This window comes from Bacteroidota bacterium, from assembly GCA_020402865.1.
In the GTDB taxonomy this organism is placed as follows: Bacteria; Bacteroidota; Bacteroidia; order Palsa-965; family Palsa-965.
Genome location: JADBYT010000006.1, coordinates 36,371 through 53,169, shown reverse-complemented (window position 1 = coordinate 53,169; position 16,799 = coordinate 36,371). Strand labels below are relative to the sequence as shown.

The 16,799-nt window shown below is 49.3% G+C and carries 15 protein-coding genes and 1 tRNA gene; 7 read left to right on the top strand and 9 right to left on the bottom strand.

The genetic code is table 11. The annotated features are described in order from the left end of the window. Window positions 1-94: 94 nt before the first annotated feature. Window positions 95-2,215 carry a hypothetical protein gene (locus IM638_04415; protein MCA6362255.1) on the top strand — a complete coding sequence of 707 codons (2,121 nt, stop codon included), beginning with the start codon at window positions 95-97 and terminating at the stop codon, window positions 2,213-2,215. Window positions 2,216-2,219: 4 nt separating this feature from the next. Here IM638_04415 and rfaE2 read toward each other — a convergent pair whose 3' ends face one another. From rfaE2 to IM638_04395, 4 genes are all read right to left on the bottom strand, one after another. Next, window positions 2,220-2,696: a D-glycero-beta-D-manno-heptose 1-phosphate adenylyltransferase gene (gene rfaE2, locus IM638_04410; protein MCA6362254.1), complete on the bottom strand. Its 477-nt coding sequence runs from the start codon at window positions 2,694-2,696 to the stop codon at window positions 2,220-2,222. A gap of 17 nt (window positions 2,697-2,713) precedes the next feature. Continuing rightward, on the bottom strand, window positions 2,714-3,727 hold the full coding sequence (locus IM638_04405) for a flippase-like domain-containing protein (protein ID MCA6362253.1): 1,014 nt from the start codon (window positions 3,725-3,727) through the stop codon (window positions 2,714-2,716). After that, the gene (locus IM638_04400; GenBank protein ID MCA6362252.1) at window positions 3,727-4,080 is read right to left on the bottom strand and encodes an aspartate 1-decarboxylase; all 354 of its coding nucleotides are present in this window, start codon (window positions 4,078-4,080) and stop codon (window positions 3,727-3,729) included. Before IM638_04400 ends, IM638_04405 begins: the two co-directional genes overlap by 1 nt. Window positions 4,081-4,188: 108 nt before the next feature. Continuing rightward, window positions 4,189-4,261, bottom strand: a tRNA-Gln gene (locus IM638_04395). Window positions 4,262-4,512: 251 nt separating this feature from the next. On the opposite strand from IM638_04395, the gene IM638_04390 reads away from it, so the two are divergent. Both IM638_04390 and IM638_04385 read left to right on the top strand, forming a co-directional pair. Next, entirely contained in the window at window positions 4,513-7,974 is a 3,462-nt protein-coding gene (locus IM638_04390) for an MFS transporter (protein MCA6362251.1), read from the top strand. A 9-nt stretch (window positions 7,975-7,983) separates the two neighbouring features. Then, the gene (locus IM638_04385; protein ID MCA6362250.1) at window positions 7,984-8,595 is read left to right on the top strand and encodes a polysaccharide deacetylase family protein; all 612 of its coding nucleotides are present in this window, start codon (window positions 7,984-7,986) and stop codon (window positions 8,593-8,595) included. A gap of 64 nt (window positions 8,596-8,659) precedes the next feature. Here the strand turns inward: IM638_04385 and IM638_04380 are convergent, their stop codons facing one another. The 5 genes from IM638_04380 to IM638_04360 all read right to left on the bottom strand — a co-directional run bounded on the left by IM638_04380 (window position 8,660) and on the right by IM638_04360 (window position 12,734). Then, entirely contained in the window at window positions 8,660-10,054 is a 1,395-nt protein-coding gene (locus IM638_04380; GenBank protein ID MCA6362249.1) for an MBL fold metallo-hydrolase, read from the bottom strand. Further along, window positions 10,017-10,877, bottom strand: a complete 861-nt coding sequence (locus IM638_04375; GenBank protein ID MCA6362248.1) for a sulfite exporter TauE/SafE family protein — start codon at window positions 10,875-10,877, stop codon at window positions 10,017-10,019. Before IM638_04375 ends, IM638_04380 begins: the two co-directional genes overlap by 38 nt. After that, on the bottom strand, window positions 10,877-11,182 hold the full coding sequence (locus IM638_04370) for a helix-turn-helix transcriptional regulator (protein MCA6362247.1): 306 nt from the start codon (window positions 11,180-11,182) through the stop codon (window positions 10,877-10,879). Before IM638_04370 ends, IM638_04375 begins: the two co-directional genes overlap by 1 nt. 178 nt (window positions 11,183-11,360) lie before the next feature. After that, window positions 11,361-12,500 carry a T9SS type A sorting domain-containing protein gene (locus IM638_04365; protein MCA6362246.1) on the bottom strand — a complete coding sequence of 380 codons (1,140 nt, stop codon included), beginning with the start codon at window positions 12,498-12,500 and terminating at the stop codon, window positions 11,361-11,363. A 60-nt stretch (window positions 12,501-12,560) separates the two neighbouring features. Next, window positions 12,561-12,734 (bottom strand): T9SS type A sorting domain-containing protein, encoded by a 174-nt coding sequence (locus IM638_04360; GenBank protein ID MCA6362245.1) that lies wholly within the window; start codon window positions 12,732-12,734, stop codon window positions 12,561-12,563. Between the two features lie 228 nt (window positions 12,735-12,962). On the opposite strand from IM638_04360, the gene IM638_04355 reads away from it, so the two are divergent. The 4 genes from IM638_04355 (at window position 12,963) to IM638_04340 (ending at window position 16,783) form a co-directional block, all read left to right on the top strand. Next, window positions 12,963-14,405, top strand: coding sequence for an aldehyde dehydrogenase (locus IM638_04355; GenBank protein MCA6362244.1), 1,443 nt, complete (start codon window positions 12,963-12,965; stop codon window positions 14,403-14,405). A gap of 33 nt (window positions 14,406-14,438) precedes the next feature. After that, complete coding sequence (locus IM638_04350; GenBank protein ID MCA6362243.1) at window positions 14,439-15,584, top strand: hypothetical protein; 1,146 nt, start codon at window positions 14,439-14,441, stop codon at window positions 15,582-15,584. A 67-nt stretch (window positions 15,585-15,651) separates the two neighbouring features. Then, window positions 15,652-16,074, top strand: coding sequence for a DUF1761 domain-containing protein (locus IM638_04345; protein MCA6362242.1), 423 nt, complete (start codon window positions 15,652-15,654; stop codon window positions 16,072-16,074). 43 nt (window positions 16,075-16,117) lie between these two features. Then, the gene (locus IM638_04340; GenBank protein MCA6362241.1) at window positions 16,118-16,783 is read left to right on the top strand and encodes a hypothetical protein; all 666 of its coding nucleotides are present in this window, start codon (window positions 16,118-16,120) and stop codon (window positions 16,781-16,783) included. Window positions 16,784-16,799: the final 16 nt, after the last annotated feature.

Sequence of the window (16,799 nt, the reverse complement as noted above, 5' to 3'; positions counted from 1 at the left end):
CCGCCGGAACCAATTCATCAACAGGTTTTTGGCATAGCTCACCCGTAATTACGCAGTACAGCTTACCAGAGATTCGTTATCTTTCGCACCTGATATGAAACTATTGTCGTTCATAAATCTCAAGCGCGAACAACTGTTTTTGTTCCTCCTGCCCGCTGTGGTTGCGGTTTTGGGCGTGATGCATATTAAACAGCACCCCATCAGCCACTACACAAGTTCCGATCCGGCTTATGCCTATCTCATGAACGGCCTCACACTCGCCACCGGTTCATTCGATATCGGGCATACGGATAACCCGGGTACCACCGTGCAGGTGTTTCAGGCGGTGGTTATACGTATAGTCTATCTTTTCCGCAGTGCGCCGTCGGTTGTTGATGATGTGGTAGCAAATCCGGAAGTGTATATCATGGCCGGACGCACAGGCATGTTCATTATAAATACACTTTTACTGATGTGGCTTGGCTTTTTTGTGTGGAAACATTCGGGCAAAAAAATGGGAGTGGCGCTGCTCATGCAGTGTATGCTCTTTTTTTCGCAGTTTCTGATTATCTATTTCACCTTACTCATGCCCGAAGCTTTTCTGATCAGTGGCGGTATTGTCCTGAGCGGAATATGTATTCACATGCTTTATTGTAAGGAGCTTACACATGCACGAAAAATAAGATATGCCATTGCGTTTTCGATAGTCACCGCATTTATGGCTGTCACAAAATTTCCGGCAGTTGTACTTTTTGCAATTCCCTTATTCCTCCTCAGCGGAAATATCTACAAACTAATTTATCTGACCGGTGCATTTATATGCACTGCGTTGTTCGTACTTCCGGCCAAAAATAAAATCGCCCATTTTTTTCAATTCCTTTTCGGAATACTAACCCATAAAGGGAGATACGGTTCAGGAGAAGAAGGATTTGTAAATAAAAACGATTTTACAAACAATCTTTATACGCATTATCTGCATAACAAAATTTATATTATTCTATTAATTGTTTGTGCCCTACTTTTAATAGCCGGATTTATCCGTTATAAAAAATGGATGGCACCAAACGCCTTAAAATTCAGGCTTCTGGGCGGTATTCTTATTGCCGCGGCGGCCAATCTCGCGATGGCCTCAAAAGAATTTGCCTATCATTATCTGATTTCGGTACAAATACTCAGCGGGCTGGCTTTGCTTACTGCACTGCTAACAGTATTTTCAATCTGGCCGCAGCTTAAATTAAAACTGCAGTTGGTTGCGCGTAATACATTACTTATTCCGGCTGTGTGCGTCTTTTCGGTTGTGCTGCTGTATCCGCATCGTGTATATTATAATTTCAATTTTCAGCCCCAGGATCATTCAGCCGAAGTAATTGAAGCGTTTAATGCGCAGGGGAAATTACCGGCAATATTCAGCAGCACCTATTGCAATGGCCCTTCACCAATTTGTGGATTCCGCTTTGGTCTGGCCTTTTCGGGCGATATTCGTATGAAATTTGCTGCGCGTATCCTCAAATACTATCCCGATAGCTGGATCTTCAATTCCTCAAATGGCGAGTACGACAACTTTTTAGAAACCGCCTTAACCAGTGATTTCACCAAACGCTATCCCCGGTTTTTATTCTATATCCATTCTTCCGACACGCTGCAGGCCTATCCGGAACTTAAAAAACTGGCAGAATTTACCGACGCGAACGGGAATTACGTAGAAACCAAAAGAGTGTACCGGCATCCTGTAACAAAAGAAGAAATATGGCTGATTACCTCTGACACCACGCGTGCCGGAAAACGATTTAATCTTATAGCCACAATCAATTCTGATTTTGAAACCACACTTGGCGACTCTGTGTTCACTTCTTCACAGAAAAGTATTTACATAGGCAATGCGAATTTAAAAACCACCACACAGGCACGAAGCGGAAAAACATCACTCGCCTTTTCATCAAAAGAAGCCTATGCCGGCGGATTAGAATTAGCTGTTGCGAAAGGGTTTAATTACGAAGTAAGTATCTGGTGCAAAGGGAATACATACAGCCGAAGTCTGAATTTGAAAAGCAGCAAAATCAATATTTCTATTGATAAACCCTATGAGAAAACGCCTGACGGATGGGAAAAACTCTCGATAAAATTCTCAATCCCGAATGATTTTGAAGAAGACAGGGTGAAAATATTCCTGTGGAATTATGACAACAATGGTGAAACAGTGTGGTGGGATGATATGGAGATAAAGGTGTTTCAGTAAACACTTATTCGCTCTTAATCTTGCGCTCAATGGCCGATGTGGAATAGCCCGGCACAAACTCAACAAGTTCTACTTTTCCGCCGCGTGCCAGCACAATATCGTGTCCGGCAATCTGCTCTACTTTGTAATCGGCGCCTTTCACCAGTACATCGGGCTGTATGGCTTTGATGAGTTCGTAGGGCGTTTCCTCGTCAAACAGCACCACCGCATCTACTACCTGCAACGCGGCCAGAATGTGGCTGCGCGAGCGTTCGTCCTGCAGCGGACGTGCAGCGCCTTTGTTGAGCAGTTTCACCGATGCATCGCTGTTGAGGCCAACAATAAAATAATCGCCAAACGCAGCTGCTTTAGCTAAGTAATCGACATGACCAAGATGCAGCAGGTCAAAGCAGCCGTTGGTGAAAACCACTTTACGGCCGAAAAAGCGCATCTGCTCCAGCAGCGGAGCCAGTGCTTCGCGGGTCATTATTTTGCGGCTCATCAGATCGGCGGGTGCTCTCATGTGTTTTTGCGGTTTAGCAGCGGAAGCATAATTATCGAAAGCAGTCCGAAAAACAGCACGCACAACAGCTGCGGCACCCAGGCAATCCACCCGAAGGCGGTGCCTATTTCGGTGGGGAATTTGTAAAGCGTAAACAGCACGCCCGCCACAAGACCCTGATAAGCGCCAAGTCCGCCCGGCGTAAACACTACGCCGATAGTGCCGAAGATGAGCAGTATAAGTGCATCGTTGAGTGTGAAATGCGAGGTTTCGGGCAAGCAGAAAAAGCACACAAAGAGCGCCATCCAGTACATGGCCCAGATAAAGAGCGAATGCATCAGAAACAGCCACGGACTGCGCAGCCGGCGAACGGCTTTGAGTCCGTCGGTAAAGCCTTTTACGAAGCCGCGTACTTTATCGCCCAGCGCACCTTTGAGGCGTTTGCGGATAAACAGCCAGCCCGCCACACCCGCCGCCAGCACCAGCGCCAGAATGATAAGTTTTGTGGGGCTGTGCAGAATGCCGGCACCAAAGGCGCGGATTTTGGAAAACAAAAACTGATCGGCCGCCAGCGAGAGCTTATCGAATTGCAGAATAAGCGTAATTACGCAAATAAGCACCATGGTCAGCAAATCGAAAAGGCGCTCCACGATTACAGTGCCGAACGACTCAGTAAAAGGTACTTTGTCGTAGCGGTTAAGCACACCGCAGCGCGATACTTCGCCCAAACGCGGCACGGCATAGTTGGCTAAATAGCCAATCATAACCGCTGCAAACGTGGTGCTCAGGCGCGGATGGTGGTTGAGCGGCTCCATGAGCATTCGCCAACGTACCGCGCGGCTCAGGTGCGCCAGAAAGCCAATGCCAATGGCTACCACCATCCAGAAATAATCGGCCCGCTTTACGGCATCGAAAAACGCGGCCTTTTCTTCGGGTGTAAACCACAGAAACGGCAATACCACCAGCGCCCCGCCAATAAGCAGAAAAATCCCGATGCGTATCGCACTGCGCAGGCGGCTGCTTTCGGCCATCAGGAGCGGATTTGGTTGGTGACTTCGTCGGGGAACACTACGGCGGGGCGGAAACTTTTTGCCGCCTCCTGCTCCATAAGGCCGTAGCCGATTACAATTACAATATCGCCCACGGCTACTTTACGCGCCGCCGGCCCGTTGAGGCAGATTACACCCGAACCGCGCGCACCGGTTATGACATACGTCTCTAACCGTTCGCCGTTGTTGATGTTTACCACCTGTACTTTTTCGTTTTCCTGGAGGTTGGCGGCTTCCATCAGATTTTCATCAATGGTAATACTGCCAATGTAATTGAGATCCGCCTCGGTTACCCGAACCCGGTGGATCTTGGATTTCATCACTTGTATGAGCATGACGTGGACAAAGGTAAGTGATTTGGGGCGGATACGCGGGTGAGAAAATTTTGCAAAGCCGCCGCCCGAAAAACAAAAAACCCTCCGCAGCAATGCGGAGGGAATCTGTTGACCGACTAGGGCTCGAACCTAGACTCTTCTGAACCAAAACCAGACGTGTTGCCAGTTACACCATCGGTCAGTAAAACCAGATAAAAATACAATCCGGTTTATTTTCGGACGACAAAAGTAAGTGCCAGAATTGATTCGACCAAATTTTTGGGTTAAAAATTTCGTGTGCAGCCTCAGAGGCTGGATCCGAAAGAACGTGAAAAAGCGACATTTTTTACATTTTTTATCGTGTAAACCCTGCATTTTAGCACATTCTGATAGTTCAGATTGCCTATCTTCGCCGTCGAACAACTACAACCCGTTGTAACCTTATTCAATCCTATGAACTTAAGTTTCCGATTGTTGAATAACATTTTTGGCTGGGGAATTTTCCTCATCGCCGCGTTCACCTACTGCTCTACCATTGAGTCAACCACCAGTTTCTGGGACTGCGGCGAGTACATTGCCTGCGCCTACAAGCTGGAAGTGGGTCACCCGCCCGGAGCGCCTACCTTCCTTATCATTGGCCGTGCGTTTTCGCTCATGGCTGCTGATGAAAGCATGGTGGCCTACTGGGTAAACATGTCGTCGGCGCTTTCTTCGGCATTCACCATCCTGTTTATGTTCTGGTCGCTTACGCTGCTGGGCCGCCGTTTGGTAAATGCCATGGGGCAGGCTTTCGAAGGTGGCCGCATGTGGGCCGTACTGGGCTCGGCTGCCATCGGCAGTCTGGCCTACACGTTCTCCGACTCGTTCTGGTTCTCGGCCGTTGAAGGCGAAGTATATGCCATGTCGTCGTTCTTTACGGCCGTGGTATTCTGGGCCATTCTGCGCTGGGATGCCGACGACAGCGACCGTGCCGACCGCTGGCTGGTGTTTATTGCCTACATGGTTGGCCTTTCCATCGGTGTTCACTTACTTAACCTGCTGGCTATTCCGGCCATTGTGTTTGTGGTGTATTTCAAGAAATACAAACCCAGCACCCAGGGCGTACTCCTCACCGGTGTAATTTCAGTTATTCTGCTCGGCGCCATTCAAAACGGTATCATTCCCGGTATTGTAAGCGGCATTGCCAACTACGAGCTTTTCTTTGTAAATACTTTTGGTTTGCCCTTTAACTCGGGCACAATCATATTCATGCTGCTGCTCATCGGCTTTGTGGTTTCGGGTATTTACTACACCGTAACCGGCTCGGCACAAGTGCGCAAGATTTTCTACGTAAGCACAGGTCTTTTCTTCCTGTTTGCATTTCTGGGTGGGTTAATCTACACCAAATATGGAATGATCTTTATTACAGCGGCGGCCACAGGCGGTTTGATTTACTACTTCCGCAACAACCTGCGCGTGCTTAACACCGCACTTATGTCGTTTGCCGTGCTGCTTATCGGTTACTCTACCATTGCCGTACTTGTTATCCGTTCGCAGGCCAATACACCGATGGATGAAAACAACCCGGAAAACGCCATCAGCCTGCTTTCTTACCTTAACCGCGAACAGTATGGCGACTGGCCGTTGCTTTACGGCCCGTATTACAATGCCATGCTCGACGATCAGAATCCGGCCGACGATGGTGTGCCTGTATATGGCCGCAACGAAGTTACCGGCGAATATGGCATTGTGGACTCACGCAAGCAGTCGATTTACAATTTCGACGAGGAGCTGAGCACCCTGCTGCCGCGTATGTGGGAAATGAACAACCGCAGCCACGTGCCGGAATACGAGTACTGGGGCAACGTAAAGAAAAACCGCCGCAAAACACCGTATGTAGATCCGAAAACGGCCAATACCGAAGATCCGCAGCCGCTTTATGTACCTACGATGGGCGCCAACCTGCGCTACATGTTTAAGTTTCAGATGGGCTGGATGTACTGGCGCTATTTCGGCTGGAACTTTGTAGGCCGCCAGAACGATATTCAGGGCCACCAGCCCGGCCTGTACGGCGAGTCGATGTCGGGCATTACGGCACTTGACGGCAGCAAAATGAAAAACCAGCCCGTGCGTCTGGCCAACAACAAAGCCCGCAACGCATTCTTCTACCTGCCGCTGCTGCTGGGCATTATCGGGTTGCTCTTCCACTTCAGCCGCGACTGGCGCAGTGCGCTGGTAGTGCTGCTGCTGTTCCTGTTTACAGGCTTAGCCATTGTGTTTTATCTCAACCAGTATCCGCTGCAGCCGCGCGAACGTGACTACGCCTACGTGGGTTCGTTCTTTGCCTTTGCCATGTGGATTGGTATGGGCGTGTATGCCATTTATGATTTGCTGAGCACACGCGCAAAAGTGGCGGGCATTGCAGGCGCAGGCCTGGCTACCGTGCTTGGTTCAGGTGTGCCGTTTATCATGGCCAAACAGGGCTGGGATGATCACAACCGTTCACACCGTTATACTGCACGCGACTTCGCCAAGAACTACCTTTCTTCGTGCGCCAAAAATGCCATTCTGTTTACCAATGGCGATAACGACACCTTCCCGCTCTGGTATTGTCAGGAAGTAGAAGGCTATCGTACCGATGTACGCGTGCTTAACCTGAGCCTGCTTAATACCGACTGGTACATTGATCAGGCACGCCGCAAGGCTTATGATTCTGACGCGCTGCCGTTCTCGCTCACCGCAAACGACACCCGTCAGGGACTTGGCGATCAGGTTTTCCTTGGCGATGCAAAAGCTCCCGCTATGGATGTGAGCGAAGCCATGCGCCTGATTCACAACCGCGATCAGCAGGCACTTGAACTGCGCCGTAATCAGGACGACGACAAGGAAACCTTTATCGACACCCTTTACCGCCTGCCCACACGTAAATTCTACCTCACAGTGGACAAAGCCGCTGCGCGTGCCACCGGAGCCATTCCGGCCAACATGCCCGACAGCCTTGTGCTCGACCGCATTGAGTGGACCATCAACAAATCATACCTGCTCAAATCAGAGCTGATGATGATGGACCTGCTGGCTACCGGAAAATGGAAACGCCCGATGTACTTTGCCGTAACTGCCGGCAACGACAGCTACCTCGGCCTCGATGATTACTTCCAGCTCGAAGGCCTCGCCTACCGTCTTGTTCCCATGCGCGGCGACCGCAGAGACGAGTTTGCAGGCGGTGTAGTGCGCTGCCAGCCCGAAAAAATGTACAACACCATTATGAAAGATTTCAAATGGGGCGGGCTGCAGGATACTACGGTGTCTATTTACATGGACGAAAACAACCGTCGTTTTACCACCAACCAGCGTTTGCAAATTACCTCGCTTGCACGTTTCCTTATTGACGATGGCATGAAAGACAAGGCGGTGACGCTGCTTGACAGCTGCCAGCGCTGGATGCCGGTGAAACATGTGCCCTATGAGCCGGTAATGACCTACATGGTAGAGCAATACTACCGTGGCGGTGCGCCTCAAAAAGCCAACAAACTCTCGAAATCTCTTGCTGCTTATCTCGAAGAGGAAATCCGTTATACCAACCGGATAATGCTTAAAGCACAAAACGCCGGCGAAGATGCTGACCGCGAACTGAGCCGTCTCGAGTTTAGCTATTTCATCCTTTATCGCAACGCCCGCGACAACGGCCAAACGGAAATAGCGAACGAGCTTGCTAAAAAAGCGGCCGATATGGGCATTGATTTTAATAATTATGAGCAACCGCAGCGCCCGCAAATGCAACTGCCGCCAGCCATTCAGGACTCGGTACTGCAACCGGGGCAAATGCCTGCTGCACCCGTGCAGGGCAACGGTACTGCGCAGCCCGCTGCTGCGCCGTCTGCCGCACCTGCTGTGCCCGCGGGCGACAAACCCAAACAGGGTGGCAACGGAAAATAACCGCACGGCATGAATGCACTGGTGCGCCCGCCACGCCTGCTTCAGCAGGTTTATCCCGGAGCCCTGTGGAGAATGCCCGCTACCGATAAAACCATTTACCTTACTTTCGACGACGGACCAGTGCCCGGTGTAACCACCGAGGCACTGGCCGTTTTAAAGCAGTTCGATGTACGCGCCACCTTCTTCTGCGTGGGCGATAACGTACAAAAGCATCCAGAAATTTTTACGCAGATGCTGGCCGACGGCCACAGCACGGGCAACCACACGTTTAATCACTACGACGGCTGGAAGCACTCGCGCATGAGCTACCTGCGCAATGTGCAGCAATGTGCGGGTGTGGTGCAAAGTAACTTGTTTCGCCCGCCCCACGGACGTATGCGTCGCTCACAGCATCACGCCATACGCAAACATTACAAAGTAGTAATGTGGGATGTGCTCACCTGTGATTTCGACACAAGGCTGGGCGGCGATGCCTGCCTGAATCTTGCCCTGCTTTACAGCCGTCCCGGTTCCATTGTGGTTTTTCACGATAGTCTGAAAGCCGCGCCGCGCATGCTTTATGCCTTGCCGCGTTACCTTGAAACCATGCTGGGGGAAGGCTGGAAATTCGGATTACTGTAAGCGATTATTCCTGCATAAAAAAACCGGAACATAAGTATGTCCCGGTTTTTTTTGTGTATCTGTATTACACCGTTTCGGCCATTACCACCGGCAGCGAAGTTTCGTTGCGCAGGGCAGACCAGCCTTTACGGATGTTGGTAAACTGGTGAATTCCGTTTGCCTTGAGAATAGAAGCTGCAATCATGGAACGATAGCCGCCGGCGCAGTGTAACATAAACGGCTGTGCGGCGCGCAAGGCTTCGAGTGTTTCGGGCTTGTCGAATTTGCTTAGACATACGTTTTCGGCATCTTCGATGTGGCCGCCTTCAAATTCGCCTTTGCGGCGCACATCCACCACATGCGGATGCGAAGCATTGTATTGCGCCGCAAACGCATCGGGGTTTACGGAGTTTACCGTATCAACCGGCATGCCTGCCTGTTGCCAGGTGGCAACGCCGCCCTGCAGAAAACCCGCCACGTTTTCGTAGCCTACACGCGCCAGTCGCAGAATGGCTTCGCTTTCGCGGCCTTCGGGCGCTACAATCACCAGCTCCGCATTGATGCTGATGAGCGAGCCCACCCACACGGCATACGTGCCGTCGAGACCAATGTTTATGGCACCGGGAATAAAGCCGGCTTCAAATTCATCGGCACTGCGCGTATCCAGCACCAGTGCACCATGCTCAATGCGGTTTTTTACTTCAAGCGCGGTAAGTGGTTTCACATTGCGCTCAAGCACATTTGAAATACTTTCGTAACCGTGCTTATTGATTTGCGCATCTTTGAAAAAATAGGCCGGCGGCGCTGCAAGCCCGTCAGTAACCACTTCAATAAACTTGGCACGGTCGGTTTCCAGCATGGCGTAGTTGGTGCGCTTCTGCTGACCAATGGTTGACCAGGTTTCCTTGCCGATATTTTTTCCGCAGGCCGAGCCCGGGCCGTGTGCCGGATACACCAGCACCTCATCAGCCAGCGGCTTGAGTTTGGTGTTCAGCGAATCGAACAGCAGTGAAGCAAGTTCTTCTTTGGTCATCTTGCCATCAAGCAAATCAGGCCGGCCTACATCGCCTACAAAAAGTGTATCGCCGGTAAATACGGCGTGCTCTTTTCCGTGTTCGTCAAACAGCAGAAAGCACGACGATTCGGGCGTGTGGCCGGGGGTGTGCAGCACACGCAGGGTGAGGCTGCCCACTTTAAATTCTTCGCCATCGGCGGCGTTGTGCACGGCATAGCCGGTGTAGGCTTCGGGACCAAAGACAATGGTTGCGCCGGTTGCTTTAGCCAGATCAATGTGGCCGGAAACAAAGTCGGCGTGAAAATGTGTTTCAAACACGTATTTAATTTTCACACCGCGTTCAGCGGCTTTTTTCAGGTAAGGTTCCGTTTCGCGGATGGGATCAATTACGGCTGCTTCGCCGTTTGACTCTATCCAGTAAGCCGCTTCAGCGAGGCAGTTGGTATAAAGCTGTTCGATGTACATGTGCGTTGTTTTGGGAGGTATTTCTGTAGTGTATGTATTCTTTGGTAATGATAAACAATCCGGTAGCCAGCACAAACCAGCCAAAAAACGGACGAAGCTTTGCGCCTGATACGCGGTGCGCAATCCAAAGCCCGGCACCAATGCCCACCACAGCAAAAGCAGTGAAACGCAAAAGCAACGGCCAATCGGGCATAGCGCCTTCCATGAGCTGGCTGCCAAAACCAATACCCGAATTTATGAAAATGAGCACAAGCGAGGTACCTACCGCCATTTTCATGGGCAGGTTGGCCAGAATAACCAGCGCCGGAATAATCAGGAAACCGCCGCCAGCCGCAAGCAGCCCCACAATAAGTCCCACGCCCGCACCGGTAAGCAGGATAAGCATATAGCGGTAGCGCCGGGCCTCGGTGTATTCATCTTTGCGGATTACCTTGGGCGGCCTGATCATGCTCGATGCCGCAGCCAGCATAAACAGCGCAAACACCAGCAGCAAAAACACATCCTTACTTATGGTAACGCTGCCAAAGCTAAGTTGCACCGGAATGGCCGGAAACAACACACTGCGCGAAAACCACGTAGCCACCAGCGAGGGTGCTCCAAAAAACAGCACCGTGCGCCAGCACACATATTGCTTGCGCACATAGTCAACCGAGCCGGTTAGCGCCGCAAGCCCCACCACAAACAGCGAGTAAAAAGTAGCTTCAGTGGCCGGAATGCCCAGCATGTACACCATTACCGGCAGGGTAAGAATGCTTCCCCCACCACCAATAAGCCCGAGCAGCACGCCCATGACCACCGCCGCCGCGTATGCCAGAATCACCATCATTTCGCGGGCGGGTTACATTGGTTCAGGCAGAAGAGAATTTGCGAAAGGCAGCCATGCCGCAGCTGATAGACCGAGTTGCGCCCTTCGCGTTCCACGGCCACAATGCCACGGCTTTTGAGAATACCCAGATGGTGCGATGCCGCCGCCTGCTCCAACCTAAGCCGACAGTGTATTTCAGTCACCGTAAGCGCCCCCTCCAGACTGAACAGTTCCAGCATAGCCAGCCGCACCGGATGGGCGAGTGCCTTCAGGAGCTCGGCCTGGCGGGTGAGGTGTTCGGTATCGGTTGCCGGGTACGACATATCGAGATATGTGGATATTTCGATACAAAGGTAAGGGGGATTTGGGAATAGTTGTGTGACGGGTGTTACTTTGGTGGAATATCTGTTTTACGCAATTTGTGTGTTTACATCGTAAAAACGTCCGTCGTTTCCGTTCAGGCAGTTGGTGTGAAATTGCAGGAGGGCAGCTTCTTTGCAGCTACTCCTGCACCACCAACCTGCGCACAATCACATCGCCATTCACACATTGAAAACGCAAAAAGTACATGCCAGGAGCAAGTGCAACTAAAGCTTCTTCTTGTGAGGTAGCAAAAGCAGACACCTTTCTGCCACGTGCATCAAAAATTTCCGCAGTAGAATTTTCTGCGCACAACTGTGGAAGCGTGAATGTTCCCTGCACCACAATGGCCGGGTTGGTATTTACAGTTACCGTCACTTCATCGGTTGTTACGGCACTGCATTGTGTTTTGGTGACGGTGTACGTAGTGGTACTAAACGGCTGTGCAATTGGGTTTGGCGCAGTGGGGTCAGAAAGGCCGGTAGCTGGCAGCCACTGGTAGGAGGCATCTTCGGTTACATTGTTGCCTAGTTGTACTTGCTGGCCAGAGGTTATGGTTTGGTTGCTGCCTGCGTGGGCGGGTTTTATTTCTTCTACGGAGACTTGGTCGATGAAGTAGTAGGCTTCATTATTAAGTATATTAGAATAGTTTATATATTCTACTTCTGTTTCAGAATTTGTTCTGAAATTACCAATAATAATATTAATTTCTCCCCCCTGAGATGTGTATTTATTTTCAATTTTTATCCAATTCAAAGTGTCATTGAGAATTAGATTGGTGTCAGATTCTATACTTGGATCTATATCATACATCCAGTTAGGTGGATCTGTAGCAATGTCAAAAGCTGAATCACTAAGTAATGCCCCAATTCTATTAATAGCATAATCACTACTATCAGATAAATTTACATAAAAAGCAATACAATAGATGTGATTTGGAGGGAGTGAATCAACTAATCTACCGCAAACTGTTTCACGTAACGAAGCTAGACTATTCACCCATGTTACTATCCCGGCATAACTAGTTCCATGTGATGCTTTTTGATAGCCAAAGAAGTTGTATGGCGAGTCATATTCGCCACTGTCTGCACAAGAATTATAACAATCAGGAGAATAATAATAGTTTATCTCATTCCACTGAGAGATAGAGTTTATACCCCCTGCATAGTTGGGACAAGAATCGTAGCTTTCAAAAGAGGGATTTAATACCAAATTCTGCGATGAACAAATTCGCAGAAGCAGCAGAAAAAAGAAAGTAAGTGAGGTCTCTAATCGTCCCATACGAATAAAATTACATAAAAGGGTCTGATGATTTGAACATCAGACCCTTTTATGTATTAATTAAAACACTATCAACTTATCGGTCTTAACAATGGAGTTATTCTGAGTAATGTTCCAGAAATACACACCTGCGGACAAATTAGCAATATCAATTTCTAATGTTCCTGTTTGAGCAGTAAGAACCTGAGATGAAACTTGCTGTCCCTGTGCATTAAAGAGCGTAAAAACAGCCATCGTTTCGTCTGTAAATTCCCATGATAGCGTAGCCTGTTTCGTAGTATTTAGCGGCAAGGATGTTGAGTTGATTGCGCTGCAAAGCAAACGTTTTGAAAAGCGCGCATTTCAGTATTTTGATATTTAAATGTGATTAGGCAGGCGGGTGGAGCAGTTTATACACGGGAAGATTTGGTGGCAGGAGGAATATAAAATTGAAAACATCTTCTCCCTATCTTTACCCTCACTATGCAACACCTTGCCAACTACATAAACGGCCAGCTGGTTTCGCCTGTAGGCGGAACATATATTGACAACCACCATCCTGCCACCGGCCACGTCTATTCACTTATTCCTGATTCAGACAGCCGCGATGTGCAGGCGGCTGTGGAAGCGGCTAAAGCTGCATTCCCGGGCTGGTCGGCTACGCCGGCCGAGCAGCGTGCGAAGATCATGTTGAAGATTGCTGATCTCATACGCCGCGATATGGAGAAAATGGCGCAGGCCGAATCAAAAGACAATGGCAAGCCGGTGTCGCTGGCACGTGCGGTGGATATTCCACGGGGCATCAGCAATTTTGAGTTTTTTGCCACGGCTATTATGCACTTTGCGGCCGAGTCGCATGTGATGGAAGACAGCGCAATTAACTACACCATGCGTCAGCCAATTGGTGTGGTGGGTTGCATTTCGCCGTGGAATTTGCCGCTGTATTTGTTTACGTGGAAAATTGCACCGGCGCTTGCTGCAGGAAATTGTGTAGTGGCAAAACCTTCGGAAATTACACCGATGACTGCATTTATGCTTTCCGAACTTTGTATCGAAGCCGGACTGCCTGCGGGTGTGCTCAACATTGTACACGGCCTGGGCGGCCGTGCCGGACAAGCCATTGTGGAGCATCCTGAAATAAAAGCCATTTCGTTTACCGGTGGCACTAAAACCGGAGCCGGACTTGCAGCTACAGCCGCTCCCATGTTTAAAAAACTCTCGCTCGAACTCGGCGGCAAAAATCCGAACATCATTTTTGCGGATTGCGATTTCGATCAGATGCTTAAAACAACCGTGCAATCGTCGTTTGCCAATCAGGGGCAGATTTGCCTTTGCGGTTCACGCATTTTTATCGAGCGCCCGATTTACGAAAAATTCAAAGCGGCATTTGTGGAGCGTGTGAAACAACTCGTGCCCGGCAATCCGGCCGAGGATAACACACGTTTGGGCGCAGTAGTGTCGCAGCCGCACATGGAAAAAGTACTTTCGTATGTAGAGCTTGCCAAAGAAGAAGGCGGCACTGTACTCTGCGGCGGACATCGTGTAATGATGAATGGCGAACTGAGCAACGGCTGGTACATTGCGCCCACCGTTATTGAAGGACTCAGCTACAACTGCCGCACCAATCAGGAAGAAATTTTCGGGCCGGTAGTAACCATCATGCCGTTTGATACGGAGGAAGAAGTGCTGATGATGGCTAACAGCACACCCTACGGACTTGCCGCAAGCGTGTGGACACAACACCTTACGCGCGCACACCGCGTGGCCGCAAAACTCGAAAGCGGCATTGTGTGGATTAACTGCTGGCTGCTGCGCGATTTGCGTACGCCGTTTGGTGGCGTAAAACAATCGGGCGTAGGCCGTGAGGGCGGGTTTGAGGCACTCCGGTTTTTCACGGAAGCGAAAAACGTGTGCGTGAAACTTTAGAAATATTAATACAATAAATTTCAACGCATAGTAATGTTACGCACACTCGTTTTTGCATTTGTGGCTGTTTTGCTGTTTCAATCGTGCAGCAATGCACCCGCACCGCGCACGTTCACAGAAGCCGATTACACAAAATTTGCCGACAGTCTTGGCTTTGCGATCCGTAATGCTGATACTTCATTTCTGATGGCTCATTTTCACATGCAGCATATTCAGGATAATTTTGTGAAACAGGTAAAGGCCAGTTTGCTGGCTGCCGAAGATGCGCGCAAGCAGTGCCAAAAGGAAGTAAACAATGTCATCATTACGCTTGCTGAACGTCCTGACCGCGAGTTTTTCAAGCATTTGCATACAGTCAGAAATGGCGATACCGCTACCTACTATTTCCGTTCGTTTCACAGCAACCTTACCGAATATCTTTCTGTTGATGTAGTGCCCGGCGCGAGCGGGTTGCTTATTTCAGACCTGATGTTATTTAATACGGGTATGTCGTTTTCGGAAACAATCGTTGATTTTTACCGTTCGGTATTTGTTGATGACAACAAGCTGCTTCCGGGCAATGATGCGCTGAACATCAATACAGAAGCGATCGCAAACAGTATCAGGGCTGTTCAGATTAATCTTTATCAGGGTGATTTTTCTGAGGCGATGAACATTATTCGTAGTCTTCCATCGCCGGTGCAGGAAACCATAACGGTTCAGCAGTATGAAATGCTGGTTTGTGCAGTTACCGGCGATTCGATGCGGGCTGAGCGTTTGCGTAAGCGCACGGAAGGATTTTCGAAAACAAAAAATGCCCGCTGTCTCTTGTTGTATCGGGTTTATGCGTATTGCGGCAATGCCCGCGAAGCCCTCAAATGCTGCGATCAGGCAGAAGCTATTCTGAAAGATCCGATGATCGATTTGTTGCGCGCGCCATTGTATGTGGCCGTTGATGAAATAGATAAAGCTGAAGCAAGTTTACTGCGTGCAAAAAAAGCCACGGGCAACGAACACCGGCAGGTAGTATATTCACTTCTGCTGAAATTATACGTGCGGCAGGATAATACAGACAAGGCAATAGAAACAGCCAAAGAAATGATTGATCAGGCAGCGTTTGATAAAAATGATTTGTATGGTTATTTCATTTTGAATCCTGATATGGCTGCAGATCCGCGTGTGAGTGCGTTTTTTGATTAGGGTTTGAATTGTTGCAAGGTAAACCGAATTGATTTACCTTGCTGTTACAAACCAAAACGCACTACAGATGTTCCTCAGTCATTTCCTCTCACACGCCAACTGGCTGGCTATTATCGTTGCCGGTTTAGCCTACTTTGCAGTAGGTGCAGTATGGTATCAGCGTCCTGTTTTTGGCAACGCATGGATTGCAGGCCACAACATTAACATTGATCCCGAAAAGGCAAAAAAACAAATGCCCGTAATTATGTCGCTTACGGTGGTGTTAACCATTGGCGTGGCAATGCTTACGGCGTTTCTTGTTTCCGCATTGTATTCGCAAACGGTGATGAGTGGCTTGAAAATAGGTTTGCTTTGCGGTGCGCTTATGGGCGCCTGTACGGCAATAAATTATGCCTATCTCGGTAAGTCGGTTAAATTGTGGTGCATTGATGCCGGCTACCATATTGTGGGTGCAGTGTTGTGCGGCATTATCATTTCCATCTGGCATTAATCTTATATTTATAGCCGCCGGACAAGTTGTCCGGTGGCTTTTTATGCAAACGCTCCACCGTATTCTTGTTATTGTGCATGTTGTGGCTGGCTTTTCGGCATTACTTACCGGATTGCTGGCCATGTTTTCTTCAAAAGGTGGAAGATTGCATCGTATTTTCGGGAAAATTTATTTCTGGTCAATGGTAGTATCCTGCGCCACGGCATTGCTGGTGGGTGCGTTGTTTCACAAATGGTTTTTCTTTTTTCTTGCATTCATCACCTTCGAATCAGCAGCACGCGGCTATCGTATTTTATCGCGCAAACAAATTACCTCACCACAACCACCTGATTATCGCGACTGGTTGCTTGTGCTTGGCAATGCAGCCATGAGTGCGGGTATTATTGGCTGGGGCCTCCGCATTATGCTTTCAGGCGGTGCATTCGGAATTGTGGCGCTGGTATTTGGTTTGCTTGGCTTGTTTGTGAGTTACGATTACTACCGTACATTCAACCGAAAAGCGCCCGACTCCAAACACTGGCTGCGTATGCACATTCGCGGCATGTCAATCAGCTACATTGCCTCCACTACGGCATTTTTAGTGAATAATGATAACTGGTTTCCCTTTATTCCGCCTTTGTGGCTTTGGTTGTTGCCTTCCGCAATTGGTGTGCCTGTGGTGCTTTTGGTAATTGGAAAATACAAACCCAAAGCAGAGAAAGTCCGATAATTAACTCAAGACAGTA